This window comes from Rhizobium sp. KNZ14-9A, from assembly GCF_056755015.1.
On sequence record NZ_JBPGXB010000002.1, the window covers coordinates 1,578,504 to 1,590,793 of the forward strand.

The window sequence follows — 12,290 nt, forward strand, 5'->3', positions numbered from 1 at the left end:
ACCCTGGAAAAAGCCATGTTTCACCTCAATCAATGCGCCCCTGATCGTCTTGCTGAATGAACTTGATCAGCATGAGACCAGCGCATTGGCTGAGCAGCCTGTCGCGCTCATCGCCAAGACCGTCTTGGAAGCGCCGATAAAGACGCTCATAGCTCAAGCGGAACGGGGAGCTGGCAGATATTTGGCTTCCATGCGCAGGCACGTTTCCTGCAATTCCCCGAGATCCGGCGATGTGTGCATGGCCGGCATCCTCTTCATGCGTTACTGAAATGAGAAGGACATTCACGATGTCAAATACACCGGTTACATGCGAGGTGCGCTATCGCCTCGATCCGCAAAAGCTCGCGGAATTCGAAGCCTATGCGCAGATCTGGATGGGGCTGATCGAGCGCTGTGGCGGAACGCATCACGGCTATTTTCTGCCGCGCGAAAGACCCGATGGCACCGGCATGAGCTTTCCCGCTGCCGCGTCGGATGGAGCGGGCGATATTGCAATCGCACTCTTTACCTTTCCGGATGAGGAGAGCTATCTCAACTACCGCAGCAGCGTCGCCGCCGATCCTGAGGGTATCGCGGCCAATGCGCGCTTCGGGGACAATCCGCCCTTCAAGAGCTATGAACGCCTGTTTCTTCGACCGCTGCCGCGCGACGATTAGGCAAACCGAAGCTACAGTCGCCGACAGCAAACAGACAGCTTCGCCGCGCTACCCGATTGTTCGTCACCCGCAAGGGGCAACAACAAAAGGGTAAAAATCATGAAGCTGAAACTGATCGCCGCTCTCGCAATCCTGTCATTGACGCCGGCTTTGGCGCTTGCAAGTCCAAGCTGCACCGGCGAGCCGAAATCCAAATGGATGCCCGAGGCGGCCATGAAGGCGAAGATCGAAGCCATGGGCTATAAGATCAAGACCCTCGAAATCACCGGCAATTGCTACGAAATCTACGGCCGCGACAAGAACGGCGAACGCGCCGAAGTTTATTTCAATCCGGTCTCCGGCGACATCGTCCAGAAGGGCGATTGAGCGATGGCGGCCATCTCGTCGAAGAAGGAGGGCGCTGAGCCCTCCGATACCGCCCGCCAGACGATCCGGGTCTGGGACCCGGTCGTCAGGCTGTTTCACTGGACAATCGTTACCGCCTGCACGCTCAACCTCTTCTTTCTCGAAGAGGGCAAATACTGGCACCGCTTCACGGGTTATGTCGTTGCTGCGGCAATCGTCATTCGTATTCTCTGGGGTTTCGTCGGTACAAAACACGCTCGCTTTTCCGATTTCCTGCCGACGCCGCGCAGGGTCATGGAGCAGATCCTCGATATGATCGATGGCAATGATAAACGTTACCTTGGTCACAATCCGCTGGCATCGGTTATGATGCTGCTCCTGATGGCATTGCTGGCGGCAACTGCGCTGACCGGCTGGATGACGACGCTCGACGCCTTCTGGGGCGAAAAGTGGCTGGAGAAACTGCACGGCACCATCGCAAACGGCATCATGGTGCTTGCCTTCGTCCATGCCGGTGCGGCCATCGTCGAAAGCTGGAGGCACAGGGAAAACCTCGTCTGGTCGATGGTCACGGGTCGAAAGAAGGCATGAGGATACTGCTGATCGAGGATAGTCCCAGGCTTCGCGAACTGCTTTGCGAAGCCATCCGCGATGCCGGCTGGAAGATCGATGCCTTCGCGCTCGCGCAGGAGGGGCGGCTTGCATTGCAGGAAGCGGAATACGACCTGCTGCTTCTCGATCTCGGCCTGCCTGATGAGGACGGGATCGCCTTCCTGAGGTCGCTCCGGGCGACAAGGGTGCAGATGCCGGTTCTGGTGCTGACTGCACGCGGGGCGATCGACGAACGCATTGCCGGGCTCGATGCCGGCGCTGATGACTATCTCGTAAAGCCGTTTCACAACGGTGAGCTGATCGCCCGCATCCGCGCGCTGACGCGGCGCGCGCCGGCAACCATTATGCCGGTCCTGGAATATGCCGCACTTCAATATGATGTCGCCTCGCGCCGGGTGATCTGTGCCGGCGCCGAGATTGCGCTTGCGCCTTCGGAAAAGGGGCTGCTCGAACTGCTGATGCGCAATGGCGGCAGGGTGGTGCCCAAGCCGAAGATCGAGCACGCCTTCTCGGAATTCGGCGACGAACGCAGCAGCAATGCCGTCGAGCTTGCCGTTTCGAGACTGCGCAAGAAGCTGGAGGGGCATCCGACGAAGGCGCTGATCGAGACCGTCAGGGGTGTCGGCTACATGATGCGGGAGGCGCGCGCGTGAAGCAGATATCGCCGACACTGGGCGCGATCCTGGCGCGGCGGATCGCCTTCTTTGCGGTGCTGGCCATGGTGCTGCAGCTCGCCGTGATCTTCTCCGACTATTACTGGAATGTCGGGGAGCTCTCGCGGCTCTTCGTGGAGCAGGAAACCGAGCGGCTCGCCTCCGGCATTGCTGTGGAGGATGGCACAATCCACTACCGGCTTCCCGAAAGTGTCGAGGGGCGCTACAGCCAGGCGCAGACCGGCTATGTGGCCCGCATCCGCGAGGCCGACGGCGGGCTGGTTTTCCAATCCTGCGATGCCGCCTGCGAGAGCCGCTTCCTGCCGCCTGATGTCAATCCTCCGGATTTCTGGCTGCGATCGCTCAAGCCCGGCAAGCCGTTGACGCTCGTGGGCGGGCGCGCCTTTACGGTCGGCGGGCGGCGCTTCGTCGTCGATGTCGCGACGACGGGCGATCCGCAGGACGTGCTGTCGGACGTCTTCTGGAATGAGGTGCTCGAACACATGATCGTGCCGATGAGCATTCTGCTGGTGCTCGTGCTCGGTGCCACCCTGCTTTCCGTGCGCCAGGCGCTGAAACCGGTACGGATTGCGGCCGAGGCGGCCGAACGGATCGACCCGATGGACTCCCGCTCGCATCTGCAATTTCAGGAAATGCCACGGGAAATCGCTCATCTTGCCGAGGCGGTCAACCGGGCCTTCGAGCGTGTCGGCGAGCTGATGAAATCCCAGAAGATCCTGACATCGGGCATCGCGCACGAGGTGCGCACGCCGCTTGCGGCAATCAAGCTGGAGCTCGGCCATATCGACCATCCACGGGCGCGAAAGGCTGAAGCCGATCTCGACGACCTCGTGCGCTTCGTCGGCCAGATCACCGCGCTCGCGAGGCTCGATACATTCGATCACGGCATGTTCGAGGAGGTCGACCTCGTGGCGCTTGCATCCAGCGTGGTGGAGCAGCTGGCGCCCTGGGTTTATGAAAACGATCACTCGCTGGAATTTTCCGCGCAGGTGGATGCCGCCATCGTGCAGGGGGTGCCGGCCCTGCTGAAGGATGCCGTGCGCAACCTGATCGACAATGCCGTCCGCCACACGCCCGCGCATACCGATATCGTCGTGCGGGTCAGCCGCAATCTGATCCGCGTCGAGGATCGGCATCTCGCCGGTATCCGGCAAGCGTGCGATGTCACAGCCCATACGGACGGCCTTGGAATCGGCCTGAAGATCGTGGAGCGCATTGCCGCGATCCACCGGGGTTCGCTTCGCCGCTCTGCCGGCAGGCAGGGCCACATCTTCGATCTGGAAGTCGGCACATAGCCGCATTTGCACCACGCTTCCTTTACATCATCTGTTTTTCGAGGGTTCCATGATCAAATCCGTCGTTATTTCCGGCTGTTCGGGTGGCGGGAAATCAACATTGCTCGAAGAGCTTTCCCGGCGCGGTTATGCCACCGTCGAAGAGCCCGGACGCCGGATCGTGAAAGATGAACTGGCCGGGCAGGGCGCAGCCTTGCCCTGGGTCGATCCGGTGGCTTTTGCCCGGCGGGCGATCGCGATGGCGCTCGAGGATCAGAAACTGGCGGAGGCGCAGGCGGGCTGGACGTTTTTCGATCGCGGCCTGATCGATGCCGCCGCCGCGCTCCAGGCCGCTACCGGAGAAGCGGTGCTGGAGACGCTGCGGGACCGGCATCGTTATCACCAGACGGTGTTCCTGACGCCACCCTGGCCGGAGATCTATGTCAATGACCCGGAGCGACGGCACGGTTTTGAAGAAGCGGTTGCCGAATATGATCGACTGACCGTGGCCTATCCTGGAATCGGCTATGAGGTCGTCACTCTCCCGAGGGTCGATGTCGCCGCACGGGCGGATTTTCTGCTGAGCCAGCTGCAGGCCGTGTAATTTCCGGGAACCAAATTCGATGCAGCTTGTTCCTTATCCAATGCGGCAACCTAATTCCCCTCCCAAAGGTTGATCGTTCCCAGCGATCGCTGCGTTGATCCTGCAAATGAAGACCCTCGATTCCACTCCCGGACCGAGGGTTTCTTCTTGAAATTACCCGCTGTCCGATGCGGTTTTGAGATAGCCGATGACCGCGCGTTTGACGCGTAGCGCCAGCCCGTTCCTGTCCTCCTCGCCATGCTCGCCGGCGGCATCGATCATGCCCTTGATGATCGCCACCACATCGCGCGCAGCGACATCGATATCGGGCTGCGGCGGCATATCCGGCCGCAGCAGGGTATCGCGGGTGAGCTCGAAGAAGCGTTGCTTGATCTGCTCGGTCTCGGCATCGAGCGGCAGGCGCGCCTCTTCATAGTCCAGCAGGCGGGCAAGGGCAGGGCGTTCAAGCTGGAGGTGGACGCATGGGTTGATGAGGGCAGAGAGCGCCTCTTGGCCCGTCGGCCGATCGGCAGCACTTTCCGCATCTCCGACCAGTAACATCGTCTGCCGCAGGATCAGGGCGCCGATCAGCGCATCCTTGCGCGGGAAATATTGGTAGAGCGAACCGACGCTGACGCCAGCCTTTTCCGCGACCGCGTTGGTGGAAAAACCCTCGTGGCCGCGCTCCTCCAGAATGCGAGCTGCGGCCTCGACGATCGCGCTTACCGTGACAAGCGAGCGAGCCTGTTTGGGCGCTTTTCTGGGCGAGGAGCGGCTCTCGTAGGGGCTTTCGGACATTGCTGGAAACGGGGCCTGAAATGCGAGTAGCGGGAAAGCGAGTTATCGCTCACATTACCGGCGTCAGATCAAGCGCACAAGCGATCGGGCAACACAGCAGGATCTGAGATCTTCGAGCGCCTTACCGGGACCGGTGACGCGCATGCGACTTGCTGTGCCTGCGATCACTCGCGCTGCAGGAACAGGAGAGTCACACATGTCAAACGAGATCAAGACCGCCATCGTCACCGGCGCATCCAGAGGCATCGGTGCGGCGATCGCCAGACGGCTCGCAACCGATGGCTTCCAGACCGTCGTCAATTATGCGGCAAGTACCCCACAGGCCGAAGCGGTGGTTGCGGCCATCGCGGCGGCCGGCGGCCGGGCGATTGCGCTCCGCGCCGATGTCTCCTACCCACAGGCAGTCGTCGACCTCTTCGAGCGCACCGAAGCGGAATTCGGAACCGTCGACGTGCTCGTCAACAATGCCGGCGTCACCACCTTCGGCCCGCTCTCCGACGCGAGCGACGAAGACTACCGGCGGCTGATCGCCGTGAACCTGACCGGCACCTTCAACGGCATGCGCGAGGGCGCAAGGCGGGTGCGCGAGGGCGGCCGTATCATCAATCTCTCCACCAGCATCATCGGCCATTATTCACCGGGCAATGCCGTCTACACGGCGACCAAGGCGGCTGTGGAAGCGATGACGCGTATCCTTGCAAAGGAACTCGGCTCCCGCCGTATCACCGTCAATGCCGTGGCGCCCGGGCCGGTTGCGACCGAACTGCTGCTCGCCGGCCGCTCCCCGGAGCTGATCCAGCGCCTGACCAACGAGATCCCTCTCGGCCGGCTCGGGCAGCCGGAGGACATTGCCCGGATCGTGTCGTTTCTGGCGAGCGCTGAGAGCGGCTGGGTCAATGGGCAGGTGATCCGCGCGAATGGCGGGCGGAACTGATGTACGCTAGGCCTTTCTGAAGCGCGCGATTTCGGCGCCCATCCAGCTCGAATCTCCCCAGGTCGAAAGCCAGATCATGAGATCGGTGAGCGCGCCGATAACGGGCAGAAGCAGCGCGTGGCTGAGCCCGCGCGCCGTCTGCTTTTCCTCGGCCTCGCGCAGATGCGCCAGCTCCTCATCCTGGATCGAGGCGATGAGGGCATGAAGCTCCGGGTCTCTGGTCTGCAGGATGGCCAGTTGATCTTCCAGATGGCGATGAACGGTGCTTTCCACCGCCTCAGTGCAGATCCAGACCATGTTACGCCCGCCAAGCGCCGTCAGAAAACCGAGCACAAAACCGCCGAGGCTCCAGAAGGCCATCACACGGCAGGGCTTGGCGCCCCTTGTGGGCATGGCCTCGCGAAACAGGCGGCAATGCCTGATCTCGTCTTCCCGCATGTCCTGAAGCGCTGGCACGATATCAGGAAACAGGCGGCGGGCCATCCAGATCTGCGCCCCGTAGATGCGGATTGCGCCGAACTCGCCGGCGTGATTGACCTTGAGGATACGCCTGACGGTAACGGCCGGATCACGCTTGCTGACGATATCAGGCAGATTGTCCATGATCCGCGCGGCCCCGGCTTCCCTGTCTGCAATAGGCAATACTACCACCGCGATCGTCAATGGCAGGACACAGTCTATGAGCGGTATTTTTTCGACCTTATCGCCGATGGCCGGCAGCACAACATCACATAAAAGAGATGATCCTCCTGCTGCTTGACACGAAAAACGGCGGCGCGCATAAAAACTGTATGGGGTTGCGATCACCCCACGAGGCGACATGCCGAAGAATCGCGTCCATCGAAACCGAACAACGGAGGGACGCGTCATGCCTTCATTTCTCGAAATATCTTCAGATAAGCTCGCCCGTATCGTCGGCACACCCAATGCGCCTGTCATCGTCGATGTGCGCACCGAGGAGGATTTTGCCCGCGATCCGCGGCTTGTGCCGGGCTCGATCCGGAAATCTCACACCGATGTCACGGAATGGGCTGCTGGCTTCGCCGGCCCGGTCATCGTCGTCTGCCAGGCGGGCGGCAAGCTCAGCCATGGGGTGGCCGCCCATATCAGACATGCCGGGGGTGCTGCGGAGGTGCTGGAAGGCGGCTTCGAAGCCTGGATAGGCTCCGGCGGCGTGGCCGTGCCCATCGACAAGCTGCCGCCGCGCGACCGGCAGGGGCGGACTGTCTGGGTCACACGCGCGCGTCCGAAGATCGACCGCATCGCCTGTCCTTGGCTCATCCGGCGTTTCGTCGACCCTTCGGCGGTCTTTCTTTTCGTGCCGACATCAGACGTCGCCCTGGTTGCCGACCGCTTCGGTGCCACGCCGTTCGATATCGAGGAGGTTTTCTGGAGCCACCGCGGCGAGCTCTGTACCTTCGATGTGATGATCGAGGAATTCGGCCTTGCTTCGGGGCCGATGTCGAGGCTCGCAACGCTCGTCCGCGGCGCCGATACCGCCCGGCCGGACCTTGCCCCTGAAGTGGCCGGCCTGCTGGCCGCATCGCTCGGCCTGTCGCGCATGTTTGTTGACGATCTCAAGCAGCTGGATGCCGGCATGCTGCTCTATGATGCCTTCTACCGCTGGTGCCGCGATGCCACGGACGAAACGCACAACTGGCCTTCCGCGAAAAAGGGAGGCTAACGTGACCAGTGCCGTCACCCATGCGACGCCCGATACAGGCGCGTCGCCAAACCCGTATGGCGTTACCTTCGGCGAGGCCTTTCGCGTCTGGCTGCGCGTTTCAGCCCTCAGCTTCGGCGGACCGGTCGGGCAGATCGCCGTCATGCATCGCATCGTCGTCGATGAGAAGAAGTGGATCGGCGAACAGCGCTTCCTGCATGCGCTGAACTATTGCATGCTGCTTCCGGGACCGGAGGCGCAGCAGCTTGCCATCTATATCGGCTGGCTGATGCACCGGACTGCCGGCGGTCTGGTTGCGGGTATCCTGTTCGTGCTTCCGGGCTTCCTGTCCATTCTGGCCCTGAGCTACCTCTACGTGACCCTCGGCAGCGTCGATGCCGTCGAGGGGCTGTTCTTCGGCCTGAAGGCGGCCGTGCTTGCCGTCGTCATTCAGGCGGTCGTCAGGGTCGGCGGCCGCGCGCTGAAGAACAGGGCGATGATCGGGATAGCGGCAGCCGCCTTCCTGGCGATCTTCGTCCTCCATGTGCCTTTTCCGGTTATCATCCTTTCAGCCGCCATCATCGGCTTCCTGGGATCGAAGTCGGGCTCCCGCCTGTTCCAGAGCGGCGGCGGGCACAGGTCGGCGGGCGGCGCGGTTCTGTCCGACGCCGACGCGCTGCTCGGAGAGGAGATACCTGATCACGCGCGACCGAACCTCCGCTGGTCGCTGAGGATCTCGTCGGTGCTGCTGATGCTCTGGCTGCTGCCGCTGCTGCTGCTCTATCTCTTCCTCGGACCCGACGATATCTTTACGCAGATCGGCGTCTTCTTCAGCAAGATGGCGATGGTGACTTTCGGCGGCGCCTACGCCGTGCTTGCCTATGTCGCGCAGGAAGCCGTCCAGCATTTCGGATGGCTGAAGCCCACCGAGATGCTCGATGGTCTGGGCATGGCGGAAACAACTCCCGGGCCGCTGATCATGGTTCTCCAGTTCGTCGGCTTCATGGGAGCCTATCGTGATCCCGGCAGCCTGAATCCGATGACCGCAGCCACGATCGCCGCCGTCCTGACGACATGGGTAACCTTCGTTCCCTGCTTTCTCTGGATCTTCCTCGGCGCTCCCTTCATCGAGAAGCTGCGCGGCAATGCTGCGCTGGCAGGCGCGATGTCGGCCATCACGGCGGCCGTCGTCGGCGTCATCCTCAATCTCGCGATCTGGTTCGGCCTGCACTTCCTGTTCCGGAGCGCCGAAGTTCACAGCCTTGGACTCTTCTCGATCGAGCTGCCCGTCTGGGCGTCGCTGTCGCTGCCATCGCTATTGCTGAGCCTTGCGGCAGCTATCGCGATCTTCCGGTTCAAACTGGCGGTCATTCCGGTCCTGCTCGGCTGCGCAGTGGCCGGGATGGTCTGGCCGGCCTGAGGTTCACCGGCAGCCGCATCATCGGAAGAACCGATGGCACCATCGGTTTCTTCCGTTTTTCTTCCGGTCCGGCGCAAGGCATCTGCTCTCCCAGCCAAGAAGGAGATGCAGATGACGGACATCAAAATAGAAGGCGCAGAGATTATCATCGTGGGCGGCAGTTCCGGCATGGGGCTGGCGCTGGCGCAGCGGCTGCTGGCCGAAGGGGCGCGGGTGACGATTGCCGGGCGCAGTGCCGAGAGGCTTGAGGCGGCGCGGCGGGAGCTCGGCGATCCTGCTGATCTTAAGACCACGGTCCTCGATCTCACGCGGGAGGAGGAGGTTGCCGTCTTTTTCCGCGATTGCGGGCCGGTCGATCATATCGTCAGCACGGCGGCGGATATCGACGGGGCTTACCAGCTTCTGCCGGATCTGCAGCTTTCGGCGGCTCAGCGGGTTATCGAGAGCAAGTTCTACGGGCCGCTGCTGCTCGCCAAATACGGCGCGCCGTGCCTGCCGCCGTCTGGCTCGATCACCTATACGTCAGGCGTGGCGGCCTATCGGCCGGCGGCGCGGGGTTCGGTTGTTGCAGCCGTCAATGCGGCGCTGGAAGGGCTGGTGCGGGCGCTTGCCGTGGAGCTTGCGCCTCTGCGCATCAACGCGGTATCGCCGGGATGGGTGGATACGCCGATCTGGAGTTTCGTTGCCGGTGACGCCAAGCAGGCGACGCTGGACGCGATGGCGAAGCGCTTGCCGGCGGGCCGTGTCGGCCGTCCAGAGGATATTGCCGATGCGATCCGCTTCCTGATCGGCAACGGCTTTACGACAGGCACTATCCTGCACGTCGAAGGCGGGCATCGGCTGGCCTGACCGGCCGGAAATCCTCGCTCGCCGATGCGAGTAATAGGGAAAGCGCCGGCGGCTGCACCCGCCGGCGCCGCCACAGCATGATGAGCGAGGCGGTGGGCGTGTCGCCCGGCCAGAGCAGTTCCGCGACATCGCCGCGCTCGACGGCCGGATTGGCGGCCAGACGCGGGACAAGACCGTAGCCGGCGCCGGATGCTACGAGGCGGATGATCGTCTGGATGCTGTCGGCCTGGGTGACGATATCGGGCGCGGCAATGCCAGCTTCGGCAAAGGCGGTATCGAACAGGCGGCGATAGACGCAACCGGTTTCCGTGGCGATGAAGGGTAGCTGGCTCAGGTCCGCAAGGTTCCCGGGCGGTATCGCCCCGGCATTGCGGCCCGCAATCAGCATCAGCGGTTCGCGCGAGACGAGGCGGGTCACGAACCGCTCGTCCTGTTCTCCGCGATCGAAGGTGATGGCGATATCGATCGAGCCGTCTTCCAGGCGGCGCTGCAATTCACCGCTGCCGGCGATCTTCAGCGTCAGGCCGATATCGGCATGGGCCCCGCGAAAGCGCGACAGGAAGGGAGCGAGCTTCTCCGCCGCGACGGTTTCTAGTGTGCCGATCGCAAGCGTCTGTCCGCCAAGACCGGCGGCGGCACGGATCGCCGCTTTCGCCTCGTCGTTCAGCGCCAGGATCTCCTCGGCATAGGCTTTCAGCGTGTCACCGGCCGGTGTCAGCGTCACCCCCTGTCGGGAGCGCTCGAAAAGCTGTACGCCCAATTCCTCTTCGAGCACCTGTATCTGGTCGCTGAGGCTCGACTGGGCGAGGTTCGCGTCGCCAGCGGCACGGGTGAAATTGCCGTGCTTTGCGACCGCAAGGAAGGTTTTCAATTGTCGTGGGTTCATCTCGGGCTCCGTGCTCCCCAGCAAGGATGGGCACTCGCTGCCTATATCAGGCGGCGGTGCGAAGAGGGAGTCTCTCCGCTTGGGCGTCACACCTCCGCGCCGGGTCCAGTAATGTTGACGGCAGCCGCCGGTTTGGCCAAGCTGCGTCGGTATTTGCAAGCAAAAGGGAGCCTTGCCGATGCCAGCCTCAGAGACATCCGTGATCGACTGGCTGCTCGCCTCCGACCCGGCCATCCGCTGGCAGGTGCTGCGCGATCTGCTGGATGCGCCCGAACCCGTCTGGTCCGCCGAGCGGCAGAAGGTCGAGCGGGAGGGGTGGGGTGCCAGACTATTGTCCTTTCAGGATGCCGATGGGCAATGGGCGGGCGGCTCGTTCCTTCCCAGCGATTTCACGCGCGAGGAATGGGAGGCGACCGGCCAGCCCTGGACGGCGACGAATTTTTCGCTGACGCAGCTTCGTGAATTCGGGCTCGATCCGCGCTCCGAGAGCGCAAGGAGAACTGTCGCGCTCATCGGCGGCAATTGCCGCTGGGACGAAGGCGGGCAGCCCTTCTGGGAGGGCGAGGTGGAGGAATGCATCAATGGCCGCACGGTTGGCGACGGCGCCTATTTCGGTGTCGATGTTTCGCCCATCGTAGAAAGATTACTCGGCGAGCGGCAGTCGGATGGCGGCTGGAACTGCGAGCGGGCAAATGGCTCGATGCGCTCGTCCTTCCACACAACGATCAATGTGCTGGAAGGGTTGCTGGAATATGAGCGGGCAACCGGCGGCACGGAGCAATCGCGCGAGGCAAGACGGTCGGGCGAGGATTATCTGTTGGCGCGGCACCTGATGCGGCGGCTCAGCACCGGCGAACCGGTCGACGAGAAGTTCATGCAGTTCCTGCACCCGAACCGCTGGCGCTTCGATGTGCTGCGGGCGCTCGATTACTTTCGCGCCTCAAGCCTGCTGACAGGGGCTGCGCCCGATATGCGGCTGAAGGAGGCAGTCGAATACCTCCGCTTACGGCAACTGGAGGATGGACGCTGGCCGCTCGACTGGCGCGTGTCCGGCAGGGCCTGGTTCGTGATGGATGACGGAGAGGGAGAGCCCTCACGCTGGGTGACGCTCAGGGCCCTCAGGGTGCTGAAATGGTGGGATGGCCGGCAGGCTGAACATGCCGTTGCGTGAAGCCGTTGCGACATCCGGCATTGTCCAGCGAAATAAGTGGTTTATGCCGGTGTGCTGAAGGCCGAGAGCCTGGCCTCGAACTCTTCCATCGTATCGAGAAACCAGCAGGTCGTGCCGCGATTGGCTTCAAGGACAAAGCTTTGCAGGGCGTTGCTACCGGCAAGCTCCGCATCGATCCTGCCGATGATGGCAATACGAACCTTGTAGTTGACGAATTTCTGGATCGCAGCACCTGCAATGCCTGAGCGGAGCGTCAGGAAACCCTCGGGCAGGCAGGCGACCGGCAGCACCACCCAATCGATGGCTTCGCCAAGCGCGTGGCCGATCAGATCGTTGATGCCGCTTTCAGCCGGTAACGGCTTGCCATCGGGATTGCGGAGGAGCACGCGAAAGCCGTGCGAGAGCCTGATATCATTGCTCACGGA

At 62.6% G+C, this 12,290-nt stretch carries 16 protein-coding genes; 11 read left to right on the forward strand and 5 right to left on the reverse strand.

The window, feature by feature from the left end; genetic code table 11:
- Nucleotides 1-25: 25 nt before the first annotated feature.
- Nucleotides 26-286 carry a hypothetical protein gene (locus ACR9ZQ_RS14250; RefSeq protein ID WP_481428130.1) on the reverse strand — a complete coding sequence of 87 codons (261 nt, stop codon included), beginning with the start codon at nt 284-286 and terminating at the stop codon, nt 26-28.
- Between the two features lies 1 nt (nt 287).
- On the opposite strand from ACR9ZQ_RS14250, the gene ACR9ZQ_RS14255 reads away from it, so the two are divergent.
- From ACR9ZQ_RS14255 to ACR9ZQ_RS14280, 6 genes are all read left to right on the forward strand, one after another.
- Complete coding sequence (locus ACR9ZQ_RS14255) at nt 288-656, forward strand: NIPSNAP family protein (RefSeq protein WP_310387860.1); 369 nt, start codon at nt 288-290, stop codon at nt 654-656.
- A 99-nt stretch (nt 657-755) separates the two neighbouring features.
- On the forward strand, nt 756-1,022 hold the full coding sequence (locus tag ACR9ZQ_RS14260; protein WP_310387858.1) for a PepSY domain-containing protein: 267 nt from the start codon (nt 756-758) through the stop codon (nt 1,020-1,022).
- A 3-nt stretch (nt 1,023-1,025) separates the two neighbouring features.
- Nucleotides 1,026-1,592 (forward strand): cytochrome b/b6 domain-containing protein, encoded by a 567-nt coding sequence (locus tag ACR9ZQ_RS14265; protein WP_310387856.1) that lies wholly within the window; start codon nt 1,026-1,028, stop codon nt 1,590-1,592.
- On the forward strand, nt 1,589-2,266 hold the full coding sequence (locus ACR9ZQ_RS14270) for a response regulator transcription factor (RefSeq protein ID WP_025669134.1): 678 nt from the start codon (nt 1,589-1,591) through the stop codon (nt 2,264-2,266). The genes ACR9ZQ_RS14265 and ACR9ZQ_RS14270 overlap by 4 nt, the downstream gene beginning before the upstream one ends.
- On the forward strand, nt 2,263-3,582 hold the full coding sequence (locus tag ACR9ZQ_RS14275; protein ID WP_310387852.1) for an ATP-binding protein: 1,320 nt from the start codon (nt 2,263-2,265) through the stop codon (nt 3,580-3,582). Before ACR9ZQ_RS14270 ends, ACR9ZQ_RS14275 begins: the two co-directional genes overlap by 4 nt.
- Before the next feature lie 49 nt (nt 3,583-3,631).
- A complete protein-coding gene (locus tag ACR9ZQ_RS14280) occupies nt 3,632-4,165 on the forward strand; it encodes an AAA family ATPase (protein ID WP_310387850.1) in 534 nt (177 codons plus the stop codon).
- 153 nt (nt 4,166-4,318) lie between these two features.
- Here the strand turns inward: ACR9ZQ_RS14280 and ACR9ZQ_RS14285 are convergent, their stop codons facing one another.
- Complete coding sequence (locus ACR9ZQ_RS14285; protein WP_310387848.1) at nt 4,319-4,942, reverse strand: TetR/AcrR family transcriptional regulator; 624 nt, start codon at nt 4,940-4,942, stop codon at nt 4,319-4,321.
- Between the two features lie 196 nt (nt 4,943-5,138).
- Between ACR9ZQ_RS14285 and ACR9ZQ_RS14290 the strand changes: the two genes are divergently transcribed.
- Complete coding sequence (locus ACR9ZQ_RS14290; protein ID WP_481428131.1) at nt 5,139-5,876, forward strand: SDR family oxidoreductase; 738 nt, start codon at nt 5,139-5,141, stop codon at nt 5,874-5,876.
- A gap of 6 nt (nt 5,877-5,882) precedes the next feature.
- Here the strand turns inward: ACR9ZQ_RS14290 and ACR9ZQ_RS14295 are convergent, their stop codons facing one another.
- Entirely contained in the window at nt 5,883-6,479 is a 597-nt protein-coding gene (locus ACR9ZQ_RS14295) for a demethoxyubiquinone hydroxylase family protein (RefSeq protein WP_481429320.1), read from the reverse strand.
- Between the two features lie 265 nt (nt 6,480-6,744).
- Here ACR9ZQ_RS14295 and ACR9ZQ_RS14300 point away from each other — a divergent pair, with 265 nt between their 5' ends.
- The 3 genes from ACR9ZQ_RS14300 to ACR9ZQ_RS14310 all read left to right on the forward strand — a co-directional run bounded on the left by ACR9ZQ_RS14300 (nt 6,745) and on the right by ACR9ZQ_RS14310 (nt 9,808).
- Nucleotides 6,745-7,560 carry a chromate resistance protein ChrB domain-containing protein gene (locus ACR9ZQ_RS14300; protein ID WP_481428132.1) on the forward strand — a complete coding sequence of 272 codons (816 nt, stop codon included), beginning with the start codon at nt 6,745-6,747 and terminating at the stop codon, nt 7,558-7,560.
- A 1-nt stretch (nt 7,561) separates the two neighbouring features.
- Nucleotides 7,562-8,959: a chromate efflux transporter gene (gene chrA, locus ACR9ZQ_RS14305; RefSeq protein WP_481428133.1), complete on the forward strand. Its 1,398-nt coding sequence runs from the start codon at nt 7,562-7,564 to the stop codon at nt 8,957-8,959.
- A gap of 111 nt (nt 8,960-9,070) precedes the next feature.
- Nucleotides 9,071-9,808 (forward strand): SDR family oxidoreductase, encoded by a 738-nt coding sequence (locus ACR9ZQ_RS14310; RefSeq protein ID WP_310387840.1) that lies wholly within the window; start codon nt 9,071-9,073, stop codon nt 9,806-9,808.
- Here the strand turns inward: ACR9ZQ_RS14310 and ACR9ZQ_RS14315 are convergent.
- On the reverse strand, nt 9,771-10,694 hold the full coding sequence (locus ACR9ZQ_RS14315) for a LysR family transcriptional regulator (RefSeq protein ID WP_310387838.1): 924 nt from the start codon (nt 10,692-10,694) through the stop codon (nt 9,771-9,773). The two genes, ACR9ZQ_RS14310 and ACR9ZQ_RS14315, sit on opposite strands and share 38 nt — an antisense overlap.
- 178 nt (nt 10,695-10,872) lie before the next feature.
- On the opposite strand from ACR9ZQ_RS14315, the gene ACR9ZQ_RS14320 reads away from it, so the two are divergent.
- Complete coding sequence (locus tag ACR9ZQ_RS14320) at nt 10,873-11,865, forward strand: squalene cyclase (protein ID WP_310387836.1); 993 nt, start codon at nt 10,873-10,875, stop codon at nt 11,863-11,865.
- Nucleotides 11,866-11,906: 41 nt separating this feature from the next.
- Here ACR9ZQ_RS14320 and ACR9ZQ_RS14325 read toward each other — a convergent pair whose 3' ends face one another.
- Entirely contained in the window at nt 11,907-12,287 is a 381-nt protein-coding gene (locus ACR9ZQ_RS14325) for a DUF4180 domain-containing protein (RefSeq protein ID WP_481428134.1), read from the reverse strand.
- Nucleotides 12,288-12,290 lie beyond the last annotated feature (3 nt).

Excerpts from the sequence above, each read along its gene's own strand:
- ACR9ZQ_RS14255 (WP_310387860.1), top strand. The coding sequence starts at position 288 with ATGTCAAATACACCGGTTACATGCGAGGTGCGCTATCGCCTCGATCCG.
- ACR9ZQ_RS14260 (WP_310387858.1), top strand. The coding sequence starts at position 756 with ATGAAGCTGAAACTGATCGCCGCTCTCGCAATCCTGTCATTGACGCCG.
- ACR9ZQ_RS14265 (WP_310387856.1), top strand. The coding sequence starts at position 1,026 with ATGGCGGCCATCTCGTCGAAGAAGGAGGGCGCTGAGCCCTCCGATACC.
- ACR9ZQ_RS14270 (WP_025669134.1), top strand. The coding sequence starts at position 1,589 with ATGAGGATACTGCTGATCGAGGATAGTCCCAGGCTTCGCGAACTGCTT.
- ACR9ZQ_RS14280 (WP_310387850.1), top strand. The coding sequence starts at position 3,632 with ATGATCAAATCCGTCGTTATTTCCGGCTGTTCGGGTGGCGGGAAATCA.
- ACR9ZQ_RS14285 (WP_310387848.1), bottom strand. The coding sequence starts at position 4,942 with ATGTCCGAAAGCCCCTACGAGAGCCGCTCCTCGCCCAGAAAAGCGCCC.
- ACR9ZQ_RS14290 (WP_481428131.1), top strand. The coding sequence starts at position 5,139 with ATGTCAAACGAGATCAAGACCGCCATCGTCACCGGCGCATCCAGAGGC.
- ACR9ZQ_RS14295 (WP_481429320.1), bottom strand. The coding sequence starts at position 6,479 with ATGGACAATCTGCCTGATATCGTCAGCAAGCGTGATCCGGCCGTTACC.
- ACR9ZQ_RS14300 (WP_481428132.1), top strand. The coding sequence starts at position 6,745 with ATGCCTTCATTTCTCGAAATATCTTCAGATAAGCTCGCCCGTATCGTC.
- ACR9ZQ_RS14310 (WP_310387840.1), top strand. The coding sequence starts at position 9,071 with ATGACGGACATCAAAATAGAAGGCGCAGAGATTATCATCGTGGGCGGC.
- ACR9ZQ_RS14315 (WP_310387838.1), bottom strand. The coding sequence starts at position 10,694 with ATGAACCCACGACAATTGAAAACCTTCCTTGCGGTCGCAAAGCACGGC.
- ACR9ZQ_RS14320 (WP_310387836.1), top strand. The coding sequence starts at position 10,873 with ATGCCAGCCTCAGAGACATCCGTGATCGACTGGCTGCTCGCCTCCGAC.